Below are 13,691 nucleotides of genomic sequence, written 5' to 3' on the forward strand. Positions count from 1 at the left end.
TGTTGGTTTTTCATTGGAGTCCCTCCTTACAGTCGGTTGCCGAATGCACGCGCGCTTCACCAATCCCTGGGCAGGCGCTGACAGCGGAAGCGGATTCTCGCGCGTTACAAATCAAGCCAACCCGACGCGTTCGCCCAGCGGATCAGAGAAACCACACCCATGAACCCGACCGACCTTTCCGTGCTTTCCACCCCCCGCCGATGGCTGATCGGCCTGGCGCTGCTGTGCGTGGGCCTGGCCGCCAGCGCCCAGCAAGACCCGCCGGGCCGCATCGCGCGCCTGAACCTGCAGCAGGGCACCGTGAGCTTCGCGCCGGCCGGCGACGACAGCTGGTACGACGCCCAGCCCAACCGCCCCATCACCACCGGCGACCGGCTCTGGACCGACCGCAACGCGCGCGCCGAGCTGTACATCGGCTCGGCCGCCCTGCGGCTGGACGGCCAGACGCACGTGGAGTTCACCGAGATCGACGACGACACCGCGCGCATCACCTCCAACCAGGGCAACCTGCAACTGCGCGTGCGCGACGACCTGGCCGGCCAGCGCGTGGAGGTCGACACCGGCAACCTCGCCGTGGTGATCGACGCGCCGGGCGAGTACCGCATCGCCTCCGACCCCGCCGCCGGCACCACCTGGGTGGCCGTGGCCTCGGGCCGCGTGACGCTGTACGGCGAGAACGGCGAGCAGCAGTCGCTGGGCGCGCGCCAGCAGCTCACGGTGTCGGGCCGCAACCTGGAAACGGTGGCCGGCGCGCCCTCGCGCAGCGGCGCCTTCGACAACTGGGTGGCCGAGCGCAACCGGCTGGAAGACCAGTCGGTGTCCGCGCGCTACGTGTCGCGCGAAGTGGTGGGCTACCAGCAGCTCGACGCCTACGGCGACTGGCAGAACGACGCCAGCTACGGCGACGTCTGGTTCCCGCGCAACGTCGATGCCGACTGGGCACCCTACCGCGACGGCCAGTGGGTGAACGTCGCGCCCTGGGGCCTGACCTGGGTAGACGCCGCGCCGTGGGGCTTCGCGCCCTCGCACTACGGCCGCTGGGCCCGCGTGGGTCCGCGCTGGGGCTGGGTGCCGGGGCGCACCAGCGAGCGGCCGGTGTATTCGCCGGCGCTGGTGGGCTTCGTAGGCGGTGGCGGCAACGGCAATGCGGGCGTGCAGATCGGCAACGGCCGCAACGGCGTCGGCTGGTTCCCGCTGGCCCCCGGCGAGCAGTGGCGCCCCGGCTACCGCGCGAGCGAGCGCTACGTGGCGCAGGTGAACCGCGCCGCGCTGCAAGGCCGCCAGGGCGTGCAGCGCAACGACTTCTATGCCAACCAGCAGCTGCCCGGCGCCATGAGCGTGCTGCCCGCCGAGCGCTTCGGCCGCGGCGCCTTCGGCCGGCGCGACCTGGTGCGGCTGCGCGACGACCGCTTCGCGCGCGGACCGGTGGTGGCCGTGCCCGGCGTCTCGACCAACGGCTTCGGCGGCGGCTTCGGCCGGCCCGCCGCGGTGGTGCCGCCCGCGGCGCTGATCGCGCGGCAGCAGCAGATCCAGTTCCAGCATGCACAGCAGGCGCAGCAAGCGCAACAGGCCCAGCAATTCCAGCAGGGCCAACAGCAGCAGTGGGCGCAGCAGCAGCGCGCCGCGCAAGCCGCCCAGGCGGCCCAGCAACAGCAGCAGCAACAGATGGAATGGCAACGCCAGCAGGGCTGGCGCCAGCAGCAGGACGCGCGCCAACAGCAAGACTGGCAGCAACAACAGCAGCGCCAGGACTGGCGCCAGCGCGGCGAGCCGGACCGCTGGCAACAGCAACAGCAGCAACAACAGCAGCTGCAGCTCCAGCAGCAACAGGCCCAGCGCCAACAGCAGCAAATGCAGCACGAGATGCAACAGCGCGCCGCGCAGGCGCAAGCCCAGCAGCAGCAACAACTGCTCCAGCAACAGCAGATGCAACAGATGCAGCTGCAGCAGCAACGCGCGGTCCAGCAGCAGGCGCTCGCGCAACAGCAGCAGCAGGCGCTGGCGCAGCAACAGCAGTTGCGCGCCGCGCAGATGCAGCAGCAGGTGCAACAACAGGTGCAGGCGCAGCAGCAGGCCCAGCAGAACGCGATGCGCCAGGCGCAAGAGGCCCAGCTGCGCGCGCTCCAGCAGCAGCGCGGCATCCAGCCGCAGCCGCCGGGACCCCAGCCGCAGGGCCAAAGCGCCGCCGACGAACGGCGCCGGCTGCTGACCTCGCCCGATTCGCGCTGAACGCGCGCCGGCGGCAAGCCCCGACTGAAGCGCTGCCTTCGGCCCGCCGCTACAGTCGGCGGCCAAGGAGCCTTTCATGCGCACATTCGACTTCGATCTCTTCGTCATCGGCGGCGGCAGCGGGGGCGTTCGCGCCGCGCGCATGGCGGCGCAAACCGGCGCGCGCGTCGGCCTGGCCGAGGCCGCCGACCTGGGCGGCACCTGTGTCAACGTGGGCTGCATCCCGAAGAAGCTCTACAGCTACGCGGCCGGCTACGCCGAATCGTTCGAGGAGGCCGCGGGCTTCGGCTGGAAGCTGCACAAGGAACCGCACTTCGACTGGGCCCACCTCAAGTCGCAGCGCGCCAGGGAGATCACGCGGCTCAACGGCATCTACGCCTCGCTGCTGAAGAACTCGGGTGTCGTGCTGGGCACGGGCTGGGCGCAACTGGTCGACGCCCACACGGTGGAAGTCGACGGCAAGCGCCACACCGCCGAGCACCTGCTGGTGGCCACCGGCGGCACGCCCTACGTGCCCGACATTCCGGGGCGCGAGCACATCGTGACCTCGGACGCCATGTTCGACCTCGACCCCTTCCCCCGGCGCCTGCTGGTGGTGGGCGGCGGCTACATCGCCTGCGAGTTCGCATCGATCTTCAACGGCCTGGGCTCGCAGGTGACGCAGCTGCACCGCCGCGCGCACCTGCTTACGGGCTTCGACGACGACGTGCGGCAGTTCGTCGCGGGCGAGATGGGCAAGGCCGGTGTCGACATCCGGCTCAACAGCGAGGCCGCGTCGGTCGCGCGCAACCCGCACGGCAAGCACGCGCTCACCGTCACGCTGGCGCGCGGCCAGCAGGTGGAGGCCGACACGGTGCTCTTCGCCACCGGCCGCGTGCCCAACACGCAGGGCCTGGGCCTGGAGGCCGCGGGCGTGAAGCTGGACGACAAGGGCGCCATCGCGGTCGATGCGCACTACCGCACCTCGGTGCCGTCGATCTACGCGGTGGGCGACGTGTCCACGCGCGTGCAGCTCACGCCGGTGGCGCTGGCCGAGGCGATGGTGGTGGTCGACGCGCTGTTCGGCAAGGGCAAGCGCCGCATGGACTACGAGTTCATTCCCACCGCCGTGTTCACGCACCCGAACATCGGCACCTGTGGCTACAGCGAGATCGACGCGCGCGCGCAGTTCGGCGAGATCACCGTGTTCTCCAGCGAGTTCAAGTCGCTGCGCCACACGCTCTCGGGCAGCACCGAGCGCACCTTCATGAAGCTGGTGGTGGACAAGAAGAGCGACCGCGTGGTCGGCCTGCACATGGTGGGCGCGGACGCGGGCGAGGTGGTGCAGGGCTTTGCGGTGGCGATGCGCGCGGGCGCGACCAAGGCGCTGTTCGACAGCACCATCGGCATCCACCCGACCGCCGCCGAAGAGTTCGTGACGATGCGCGAACCGATGCCGGGCTAGGCCTTCGCTACCTTCGCTACTTCTCGACCTTCGTTGCCTGCTGCTTGTTCTCGAGCAGCTTCACCAGCACCAACAGCACGCGGTTCGCGGGCGTGGGCACGCCCAGCGCCTCGCCGCGCCGCACGACCAGCCCGTTGAGGTGGTCGATTTCGCTGAGCTTGCCGCGCGCCAGGTCTTGCGCGGTCGACGAGTACTGCGTGGGCATGGTCTGCGCGATGCCGCGCACGGCGGCTTCGGTGTCGCCGGCCACATCGACGCTTTCGGCCTTGGCCACGGCCAGGCATTCGGCCACCACGTCGCGCAGCACATCCGTCACGCCCGCGCCCTGCACCAGCACGCCGTAGGGCAGTTGCGTGATGGCCGAGAGCGCGTTGTACGCGCAGTTGAGGATCAGCTTGGCCCACAGCGCGCCGCGCACGTTGGCGGAAATGTGCGTGGGCACGCCCGCGGCTTCCAAATGGCGCGCCATCTCTTCGCTGCGGCGCGAGGGCGCGATCACCAATTCGCCGCGCCCGTGGTGCTTCACGTGGCCGGGCCCGGCCATCTCGGTCGCCACGTAGACGACCGCGGCGGCCACGTCGTTCGACGCGAGCACGGAGCGCACGCGCGCGTCGTTGTCCACCCCGTTCTGCAGCGTGAGCACCAGCGCATCGGGCGCCAGGTGCGGCGCGATCTGCGCGGCGGCGGCCTCGGTGTCGGTCGACTTCACGCAGAACAGCACCAGGTCGGCGCCCTGCACCGCGCTCGCCTCGGTGCTGGCGGCCAGCGGCACGTGCGCGTCGAAGGCGCTGGTTTGCAGCCGCAGGCCGTGCGCCTCCACGGCGGCCACGTGCGAAGGCCGTCCGACCAGCACCACCTCGTGGCCCGCGCGCGCCAGCATGGCGCCGTAGTAGCAGCCGACCGCGCCGGCGCCCATCACTGCAACTTTCATCGCTTCGATCCCTGGTTGTTCGACTGTGGAAATCATGCCTCGGTCTCCGCGCCAGCCCCCGCCTCCGCGCCGCGCGAGGCCACGCCTTCGTCCAGCAGCCATTCGCGAAACGCCGCGAAGGCCGGCAGGTCGAGGCGGTCGGGCCGATAGCACAGGTAGTGGCCCTGGTTGACGCTCACCGGCGTGCCGCAGGGGCTCAGGAGCGAGCCCTCGGCCATTTCTTCCTGCACCAGCAGCCGGGGCACCAGGCCGATGCCCAGCCCGTTGAGCGCGGCCTGGATCAGCGCCGAGTACTGCGCGAAGCGCGGGCCGGCCACGGTCTGCACCTCGGGCACGCCGTGCTGCGCGGCCCACTGGCGCCAGGCGGTGGGCGCGCCCTCGTGGTGCAGCAGCGTGTGGCCCAGGATGTCGGCGGGCTGCGCGATGCGGTGGCGCCCCTCGACCAGCGAGCGCGCCACGATCAGCACGAACTCGCGCCCCGCGATGTACTCCGACACCACGCCCGGCCAGCCGTCGGGCCCGTAGCGGATGGCCGCGTCCACGCCCGCGGGAATGCCGTCGCTGGGCTCCAGGTGGCGGCTGAAGCTCAGCATCACGTGGCGGCTCTTCTGGCTGAAGGCGGGCAGCCGCGGAATGAGCCATTTGGTGAGAAAGGTGGGCACGCTCGCCAGCGTGAGCAGGCCGGCGCCGGCATCGCCCGAGCGGGCCTCGAAGGTCGCGGTCTCGATGGCGCGCAGGCCGCCCGAAATCTTCTGCCAGTACACGCGCCCCTGCGGCGTGAGCTGCACGCCGCGGCCGTTCTTCTGCAGCAGCTCGCGGCCCAGGAAGGCCTCGAGCCCGGCGATCTGCTTGCTGACCGCGCTCACCGTGATGCACAGCGCGCCGGCCGCCAGCGTGATGCTCTGGTGCCGCGCCACGGCGTCGAAGGCCAGCAGCTCCTGGATGGTGGGGCAGTCGCGCTTCATGGCGCCGCCCCGCGCTCGCCCAAGCCTGGGCTGCGGCCTGGGCCCTGGCCCGCATATGTGAAAGCTGCGTGAAAAACGCTTTCCAACTGCTCAAGTGTCGTCATCCAACTTTCACCCATGAGTGCGCATGCGCTTCCTAGAATTCGGGGCATCGCTGCGGCACGACCTGCGCAGACAGTAGCGCATCCGGAAAGTATGCCGGGCGCCGATGACACTGGAGACAACCTTGGTTCGCGGCATCTCGCTCATCTACGGCCTGTACCTGCTGCTGCCCATCGTGCTGCTGATGATCGGCAGCCTGGGCGGCAACTGGACCAACACGCTGCTGCCCACGGGCGTCACGGGGCAGTGGTACGTCGACCTGTGGCTCGACACTTCGTTTCGCAAGGCCTTCGTCAACAGCCTGGTGGTGGCGCTGGCGGCCTGCGCCATCAACACGGTGCTGGCGCTGCCGCTGGCCTATGCGCTGTACCACGGGGCGCGCCGCGGCGGCAGCCTGGCGGCGCGCATCGTGAGCGCCACGCCGGTGGCGGTGCCTCCCATCACCATGGCCTTCGGCTACATGATCGTCTTCAACACCGACCTGGCGCCCTGGCTGGGCTCGATGCCGCTGCTGATCGCCGCGCACGCCATCCTCACGCTGCCCTACCTCACCAACACGCTGCTGACCGACCTGCGCCACCTCGACCTGGGCCGGCTCGAGCAGGCGGCCGCCACGCTGGGCGCCTCGGGCTGGCAGCAGTTCAGCGGCATCGTGCTGCCCAGCCTGCGCCAGAGCCTGGTGAGCGGGCTGGTGATGGTGGCGGCCATTTCGGTGGGGGAGTTCGGCGTGTCGAACCTGCTCACGAGCTTCCAGAACCGCACCTACCCGGTGGTGCTGCTGCAGGCCTTCTACGGCGCGACGGGCTTCGCCTGCGCGGCCACGGTCATCCTCCTGGTGCTGGCGAGCGCGTCGGCGCTTCTTTCTTCCTCCCTGGTGAAGCAACGCGCGTAACCTGCCATGAGCCTTCTTCTCGACAACGTCAGCTACAACTACCCCGGCAGCACGCACGGCCTGCACGACGTGTCGCTCGACGTGCGCACGGGTGAGCTGGTCGCGGTGATCGGGCCCAGCGGCTCGGGCAAGTCGACGCTGCTGAAGCTGGTGGCCGGCCTGGAAACGGGCCATGCCGGGCGCATTGCGCTCGGCGGCGACGACATGTCGCGCACGCCGGTGCACCAGCGCCACATCGGCATGGTGTTCCAGAGCTACGCGCTCTTTCCGCACCTGAGCGTGCTCGACAACGTGGCCTACGGGCTCAAGCTGCGCAAGGTGGGCACGGCCGAGCGGCGCCAGCGCGCGCAGGAGCTGCTCGACATCGTGGGCCTGGGCGACTTCGCGCAGCGCGCCGTCGCGCAGCTCTCGGGCGGGCAGCAGCAGCGCGTGGCGCTGGCGCGCGCCCTGGCCATCGACCCGCGCGCGCTGCTGCTCGACGAGCCGCTTTCCGCCCTCGACGCCAGCGTGCGCGGCCACCTGCGCGACCAGATCCGCGCCATCCAGCAGCGCTTCAACGCCACCACGCTGCTGGTCACGCACGACCAGGAAGAAGCGCTGGTCATGGCCGACCGCGTGGCCATGCTGAAGGACGGCCGGCTGCTGCAGATCGCAACGCCGCGCGACATCTACGAACACCCCGCGAGCCGCGCGGTGGCGGAGTTCGTCGGGCTCTCGACCATCCTGGGCGCGAAGGTGAGCGGCGCCGACCGCATCGACCTGGGCTTTGCCGAGCTGGCCGCGCCCACGGGCGCGCGTGCCTTCGGCGCGGCGGTGCACGTGCTGGTGCGCCCCGAACACATACAGCCCGACCCGGCGCCCGGCAGCGTGAACCTGCTGGCGGGGCGCACCGGCGCGCAGCGCTACCTGGGCGCGCTCACGCGCTACGACTTCGAGGTGCCCGGCGCCGCCAGGCCCTTTCTCGCCGAGTCGGCACGGCCGGCCGCGCAGGCCATCGCGATCGCGCCCGAACACCTCCGGCTGCTCGACAACTGATCTCTCGCTCTCTTTCGACTCCCTTCCGACTCTCTCTCGACCCTTTTCGACTCTCTTCCTCCAAGGAGCCACCATGCAACGCAGACATCTGATCCAGGCCGCCGGCGCACTGTCGCTGGCCGCCATCTCGGCCCGCACCGCCTTCGCCTTCGACGGCCCCGAGCTCTACGCGGGCGAGAAGGCGCTGTATGCAGAAGCGCAGAAGGAAGGCCTGTGCGTCTCCTTCGACACCGGCCCCGAATGGGCCAACTGGAAGTCGCTGTTCGCCGCCTTCAAGAAGCGCTACCCCGAGATCGAGCTGACCTACAACGACATCGGCTCCGCCGCCACCGTGGTCGCGCTCGAGAAGACCAAACGCCGCCCGCAGGCCGACACCGCCTACTACTTCGCGGCCTCGGGTGTCGATGCCGCGAAGAAGGACGTGGTCGCGCCCTTCCAGCCCACCAACTTCGACAAGCTGCCGGCGGTGTTCCGCGAGGCCGAGGGCCGCTGGTTCACCATCCACACGCTGAACATCGCCTTCCTGGTGAATAAGAAGCTGGTGAAGAACGTGCCCACCGGCTGGGCCGACCTGCTCAAGCCCGAGTTCAAGAGCACGGTGGTGTACCTCGACCCGCGCTCCACCGGCATCGGCCAGGTGCTGACCTTCGCCGCGGCCTACGCCAACGGCGGCAGCGTGGACAACGTGCAGCCCGGCACCGACTACCTGGGCAAGCTGCACTCGGCCGGCAACGTGCTGCGCGTGGAGGGCACCACGCCCTACGCCAAGTTCCTGAAGGGCGAGATCCCGGTGTGGATCAGCTACGAGAACGACGGCCTCAAGGCCAAGCACGTCGACGGCATGGGCGACGCGGTGGAGGTGGTAATTCCCAAAGAAGCCAGCGTGGCCGCGCCCTACGCCATCAGCCTGGTGAAGAACGGCCCGAACCCCAACGCCGGCAAGCTGTGGCTGAACTTCGTGATGAGCGAGGCCGGCCAGGCGCTGTTCGCGCAGGGCTTCGTGCGGCCGGCCGTGCCGGGCACGCCGCTGAGCGCCGACATCGCGGCCAAGATGCCGGCCGCGCCGCAGATTCGCCCGCTCGACGTGGTGAAGGCGTCGCAGCGCAAGGCCGAGGTCGACAAGCTCTGGGCGCAGGCCGCCCTGGGCAAGTAGGAAAGAAGAATCCGCCGTGATGCGACGCTTTGGCGCCTGGCCCGCATGGGCCTTCATGGCGCTGTTCTTCGCGGTGCCGCTCGCGGCGCTGCTGCCCGAGGCCTTCGGCGAGGGCGGCAGCGCCTTCGTGCGGCTGTTCGGCAACCCGCTGTTCTTCGGCGCGCTGCGCAACACGCTGGGCCTGGGCCTGGCGGCGGGCGCGATATCGGCGCTGGTGGGCACCTGCATCGCCTTCGAGCTGGCGCGCCAGCCCGAAGGCCGGCGCCAATGGATGATGACCTTGCTGGGCCTGCCGCTGGCCTTCTCGGGGCTGGTGATTGCCTACGGCTTCATCCTGGCCTTCGGCCGCGCGGGCTTCGTGACGCAGCTGCTCGCGGGGCTGGGGGCCGACCCGGCGGTGATCGGCAGCTGGATCTACAGCGTATCGGGCCTGGGCTTCGCCTATGCCTACTACCTGATTCCGCGCGTGGCGCTGTCGCTGTACCCGGTGTTCGCCAACCTCGACCTGCGCCCGGCGCAGGCGGCGCGCACGCTGGGTGCGTCGAAAGCGCGCGCGTTCTGGGACACGGTGGTGCCCGAGGTGATGCCCTCGGTGCTGTCGAACGCCTGCATGGTGGCCGCGATTGCGATGGGCACCTACGGCACGGCGCTGGCGCTGGTGGGCACGCAGCTGAACATCCTGCCGCTGATGCTGCTGGCGCAGGTGGGCGACGGGGGATCGGACTTCGCGGTGGCGGCGGCCTTGTCGCTGGTGCTGATGGTGGTGTGTGTGATCGTGATGGGAGTGGGCGATGTCTTTACCAGAAGGCGCGAGCGCGGTGCTGTCGGCGCCGGTCACTGAGGCGCTGACGCGCCTGGCGCGCAGGCAGTGGGGCCCCACGCGCCACCGGCAACCGGTGGCCATGCTGGGCCCGGGCGACGGCGGGCCGGCCGAGTGCGAGGCCGCGTACGCGGTGGCGCATGCCCTGGCCGGCGCGGGCATGGCGGTGGTGTGCGGCGGGCGCGGCGGCGTGATGGCCGCGGCCTCGCGCGGCGCGGTGGAAGCCGGCGGCATCGCCGTGGGCATCCTGCCCGAGGACGACGACCGCAACGCCAACGAATGGCTCAGCGTGGCCATCCCCACGGGCATGGGCGAGATGCGCAACGGCATCATCGCGCGCAGCGGCGTGTGCCTGATCGCCATCGGCGGCAACATGGGCACGCTGTCTGAAATGGCGATGGGGTTGAAGTGGGGCAAGCCGGTGTTCGTGATGCATGGCGACGTGGCGCTGCCCGGCGCCGTGCAGGCCGCCGACGTGAACGACATGCTGGCGAAGGTGCTGGGCTGCCTGCTGGTCTGAGTTGCTGCCTGTTCCGCGTGTTGTCCGGGGCGGGTGAACAAGGCGACCGGCGACAAGGCAAACCACGCGGCAGCCATTGCACAATGCCGCCATGCCCTACATGCCCACCTTCGTTGCTCCCGCCCGCTTCACCGACGCAGCCGCCGCGCTGGACCAGGTCAAGGCCATCTACCAGGGCGGCATCGCCCACCTGCGCGAGTCGATGCTGCGCTTCGTCGCCGGCGAGGCACTGCCCGGCCGGGTGCGGGCCTGCTACCCGTTCGTGCGGGTGCACACGCACACCGTGTCGCGCCACACGCCGCCGGCCAACGCGGGCCTGAGCTACGGCTTCGTGGCCGGCCCGGGCCGCTACGAGACCACGCTGACGCGGCCCGACCTGTTCTCGCGCTACTACCTCGACCAGTTTCGCCTGCTGCTTGAAAACCACCAGGTCGAGATCGAGGTGGGCACCAGCACGCAGCCCATTCCCATCCACTTCTCGTTCGCCGAGAACGACCACATCGAAGGCACGATGAGCAACGAGCGCCGCGCGCTCATGCGCGACGTGTTCGACCTGCCCGACCTGGGCGTGATGGACGACGGCATCGCCAACGGCACCTACGAGGCGCGCGACGGCGAGGCGCAGCCGCTGTCGCTGTTCACGGCCGCGCGCGTGGACTATTCGCTGCACCGCCTGCGCCACTACACGGGCACGGCGCCCGAGTGGTTCCAGAACTTCGTGCTGTTCACCAACTACCAGTTCTACATCGACGAGTTCGTGCGCCTGGGCCACGAGGCCATGGCCGACGAAAACAGCGAGTACGTGGCCTTCATCGAGCCGGGCAACGTCATCACGCGCCGGCGCGGGCTGGCGGCGGGGCAGAGCGACACCTTCGGCCACCTGCTCGACGGCAGCCAGGGCACGGCGCCGCCGCGGCTGCCGCAGATGCCGGCGTACCACCTGGTGCGCGAGGACTACAGCGGCATCACCATGACCAACATCGGCGTGGGCCCGGCCAATGCCAAGACCATCACCGACCACATCGCCGTGCTGCGCCCGCACGCGTGGATGATGCTGGGCCACTGCGCCGGCCTGCGCAACACGCAGCAGCTGGGCGACTACGTGCTGGCCCACGCCTACGTGCGCGAGGACCATGTGCTGGACGAAGAGCTGCCGCTGTGGGTGCCCATTCCGGCGCTGTCGGAAATTCAGCTGGCGCTGGAGCAGGCGGTGGCCGACGTCACGCGCTACGAGGGGCCCGACCTGAAGAAGATCATGCGCACCGGCACCGTAGCCAGCACCGACAACCGCAACTGGGAACTGCTGCCGGGCAACCAGCCGCAGCGCCGCTTCAGCCAGAGCCGCGCGGTGGCGCTCGACATGGAAAGCGCGACCATCGCGGCCAACGGCTTTCGCTTTCGCGTGCCCTACGGCACTCTGCTGTGCGTGAGCGACAAGCCGCTGCACGGCGAGATCAAGCTGCCCGGCATGGCCAACCACTTCTACCGCGAGCGCGTGGAGCAGCACCTGCGCATCGGCATGCGGGCCATCGAGATCTTGCGCGAAGAGGGCTCCACCCGCTTGCACAGCCGCAAGTTGCGCAGTTTTGCCGAGGTGGCGTTCCAGTAAGCGGCAGCGGCGCGGCGCCTTTTGCAGAGGCGGGCCGCGCCGCAAAACCCCCGCGTCCATCAGGGTTTGTCCCTGCCCGCGGGCGTGCATGAATGCACCGTTTCGCGGACATCATCCGGTTTCCCCACAGAAAACCGGAAACAAGATGCCCCAGTCGCCTTCCGCTCCTCTCTCGCGCCGCAGCTTCTCGGCATGGATCGCGGCTTCTGCCGCAGCAGCAGGCGCAGGGCAAGCCGCGTTGTGGCCCGGGGCGGCGCGCGCGGCGGATGCGCCGCAGAGCAGCAGGCTGCGCATCGTGATTCCCGCCAACGAAGGCGGCGGCTGGGACCAGACCGGCCGCGCGCTCGGCGCCGCGCTGGTGGCCTCGGGCGCCGTGGGCGGCGTGGTGTACGAGAACATCGGCGGCAAGGGCGGCACCATCGGCCTGGCCAAGTACGCGGAAAAATACGACGCCGACCCCGAGACCCTGCTCATCAGCGGCATGGTCATGGTGGGCGCGGTGGCGCTGCAGAAGCCCGCGGTGACCATGGCGAGCGTGTCGCCGATCGCGCGGCTCACCAGCGACTACGAGGTGGTGGCGGTGAAGGCCGATTCCCCCATCAAGACACCCAAGGACCTGATCGCGCAGCTGCGCGCCGATGCCGCCAACACCGTCATCGCGGGCGGCTCGGCCGGTGGCGTGGACCACATGTACGCCGGCATGCTGGCGCGCGTGGCGGGCGCGTCGTCCACCCTGTCCTACCTGCCGCACCCGGGCGGCGCGGAGGTGGTGGCGGCGCTGGACTCGGGCAAGGCGGTGGCCGGCATCTCGGGCTACAGCGAATTCAGCGAGAGCCTGGCCAGCGGCAAGCTGCGTGCCATCGGCGTGTCGTCGAAGCATCCGTTCCAGGGCATCACCTCGGTGCGCGAACAGGGCGTGGACGCCGACCTGGCCAACTGGCGCGGCGTGATGACCGGCAAGAAGGTGCCGCCGTACCGCAAGGCCGTGCTGCTCGACGCGGTGCGCAAGGCCACCACCCACGAGCTGTGGGCCAAGACCATCAAGCGCAACAACTGGGACCCGTACTGGATGGCGGGCAAGGACTTCGAGAGCTTCCTCGAACTCGACACGGCCATGGCCGGCCCGCTGATCTACCTGCTCAAGCTGAAGGCCTGAGTTCTCCTGCGGCGCTCCTGCTGCACCCCGCGTTTTTTCTGCTTCAGGCGAACAGCTCGGGCATTTCGCGCTGCGCCTTCGGCGTGAGCACCAGCGCCCGCCCGTCGAGCTCCTGGCGCACCCAGCCGCGGCGCAGCGACAGCTGCAGCCACGCCGCCCCCAGCGCGCCGCCCAGGTGCGGGCGCCGCTCGCTCCAGTCGAGGCAGGCGCAGGCGAAGCGGCGGCGTGACCGGCGCACCGCATCGACCTCGACACCCAGGCTTTCCAGCGCGATGGCGCCGTCGGGCGTGAGCTCGTACGAGCCGCTGTGCAGGCCACTGAGCCAGCCCTGCGCGTGCAGCCGGTCGTGCAGCGCCACGCCGGCGGTGCCCGCCATGTGGTCGTAGCAGGTGCGCGCGCTGCGCAGGCGGCTGGGCGTGCTGGGCACGAAGCTGGCCGTGGAAGGTGCACTCTGCCCGCTCGGTACTCGTGGCGCGCCGGCCAGCACCATCAGGCTTTCGAGCGCGGCCGCCACCTCGTCGCTGGCGAGGCGAAAGTAGCGGTGCTTGCCCTGCACGAGCAGCTCGACCAGCCGCTCGTCCTTCAGCCGCGCCAGGTGCGCGCTCGCGGTGGACGCGGCCACCTCGGCCACGGTGGCGAGCTCGGTGGCCGTGCGTGCGTGGCCGTCCATCAGGCAGCCCAGCATGCGGGCGCGCGCCGGCTCGGCGATGGCGCCGGCCAGGCGGGCGAGCTGGAAATCGGCGGAGGAATCGGGTGACGTGGAGGTGTCCATGCGCGCATCGTAAAACGGCGCTGCATCCGACACTTCGCTCGCGGGCGAAGTGTGGCGGCGGCG

General features: G+C 70.2%; 12 protein-coding genes. 9 read left to right on the forward strand and 3 right to left on the reverse strand.

All coding sequences use genetic code 11. The annotated features are described in order from the left end of the window. Nucleotides 1–159: 159 nt before the first annotated feature. Together AB6807_RS08965 and gorA are read left to right on the forward strand one after the other, a co-directional pair. Nucleotides 160–2,229 carry a DUF6600 domain-containing protein gene (locus AB6807_RS08965; protein WP_371084291.1) on the forward strand — a complete coding sequence of 690 codons (2,070 nt, stop codon included), beginning with the start codon at nt 160–162 and terminating at the stop codon, nt 2,227–2,229. A gap of 76 nt (nt 2,230–2,305) precedes the next feature. Next, nucleotides 2,306–3,673: a glutathione-disulfide reductase gene (gene gorA, locus AB6807_RS08970; RefSeq protein ID WP_371084292.1), complete on the forward strand. Its 1,368-nt coding sequence runs from the start codon at nt 2,306–2,308 to the stop codon at nt 3,671–3,673. A 16-nt stretch (nt 3,674–3,689) separates the two neighbouring features. Here gorA and AB6807_RS08975 read toward each other — a convergent pair whose 3' ends face one another. Both AB6807_RS08975 and AB6807_RS08980 read right to left on the reverse strand, forming a co-directional pair. Next, nucleotides 3,690–4,604 (reverse strand): ketopantoate reductase family protein, encoded by a 915-nt coding sequence (locus tag AB6807_RS08975; protein WP_371084293.1) that lies wholly within the window; start codon nt 4,602–4,604, stop codon nt 3,690–3,692. A 32-nt stretch (nt 4,605–4,636) separates the two neighbouring features. Next, complete coding sequence (locus tag AB6807_RS08980) at nt 4,637–5,569, reverse strand: LysR substrate-binding domain-containing protein (protein ID WP_371084294.1); 933 nt, start codon at nt 5,567–5,569, stop codon at nt 4,637–4,639. Nucleotides 5,570–5,777: 208 nt separating this feature from the next. Between AB6807_RS08980 and AB6807_RS08985 the strand changes: the two genes are divergently transcribed. From AB6807_RS08985 to AB6807_RS09015, 7 genes are all read left to right on the forward strand, one after another. Further along, nucleotides 5,778–6,563, forward strand: coding sequence for an ABC transporter permease (locus AB6807_RS08985; RefSeq protein WP_116910178.1), 786 nt, complete (start codon nt 5,778–5,780; stop codon nt 6,561–6,563). 6 nt (nt 6,564–6,569) lie between these two features. Next, nucleotides 6,570–7,598 carry an ABC transporter ATP-binding protein gene (locus tag AB6807_RS08990; protein ID WP_371084295.1) on the forward strand — a complete coding sequence of 343 codons (1,029 nt, stop codon included), beginning with the start codon at nt 6,570–6,572 and terminating at the stop codon, nt 7,596–7,598. A 73-nt stretch (nt 7,599–7,671) separates the two neighbouring features. After that, nucleotides 7,672–8,751 (forward strand): extracellular solute-binding protein, encoded by a 1,080-nt coding sequence (locus AB6807_RS08995; RefSeq protein WP_371084296.1) that lies wholly within the window; start codon nt 7,672–7,674, stop codon nt 8,749–8,751. A 19-nt stretch (nt 8,752–8,770) separates the two neighbouring features. Then, on the forward strand, nt 8,771–9,592 hold the full coding sequence (locus AB6807_RS09000) for an ABC transporter permease (RefSeq protein ID WP_371084297.1): 822 nt from the start codon (nt 8,771–8,773) through the stop codon (nt 9,590–9,592). Next, nucleotides 9,543–10,091 (forward strand): TIGR00725 family protein, encoded by a 549-nt coding sequence (locus AB6807_RS09005; RefSeq protein ID WP_371084298.1) that lies wholly within the window; start codon nt 9,543–9,545, stop codon nt 10,089–10,091. Before AB6807_RS09000 ends, AB6807_RS09005 begins: the two co-directional genes overlap by 50 nt. A 91-nt stretch (nt 10,092–10,182) precedes the next feature. Then, nucleotides 10,183–11,700 (forward strand): AMP nucleosidase, encoded by a 1,518-nt coding sequence (locus tag AB6807_RS09010; RefSeq protein WP_116910183.1) that lies wholly within the window; start codon nt 10,183–10,185, stop codon nt 11,698–11,700. Nucleotides 11,701–11,845: 145 nt separating this feature from the next. Then, nucleotides 11,846–12,856, forward strand: a complete 1,011-nt coding sequence (locus AB6807_RS09015) for a Bug family tripartite tricarboxylate transporter substrate binding protein (protein ID WP_371084299.1) — start codon at nt 11,846–11,848, stop codon at nt 12,854–12,856. A gap of 43 nt (nt 12,857–12,899) precedes the next feature. On the opposite strand, the gene AB6807_RS09020 is transcribed toward AB6807_RS09015, so the two are convergent. After that, nucleotides 12,900–13,628 carry an ArsR/SmtB family transcription factor gene (locus AB6807_RS09020; RefSeq protein WP_371084300.1) on the reverse strand — a complete coding sequence of 243 codons (729 nt, stop codon included), beginning with the start codon at nt 13,626–13,628 and terminating at the stop codon, nt 12,900–12,902. Nucleotides 13,629–13,691 lie beyond the last annotated feature (63 nt).

The organism is Variovorax sp. RCC_210, assembly GCF_041355175.1.
Taxonomy (GTDB): Bacteria; Pseudomonadota; Gammaproteobacteria; order Burkholderiales; family Burkholderiaceae_C; genus Variovorax.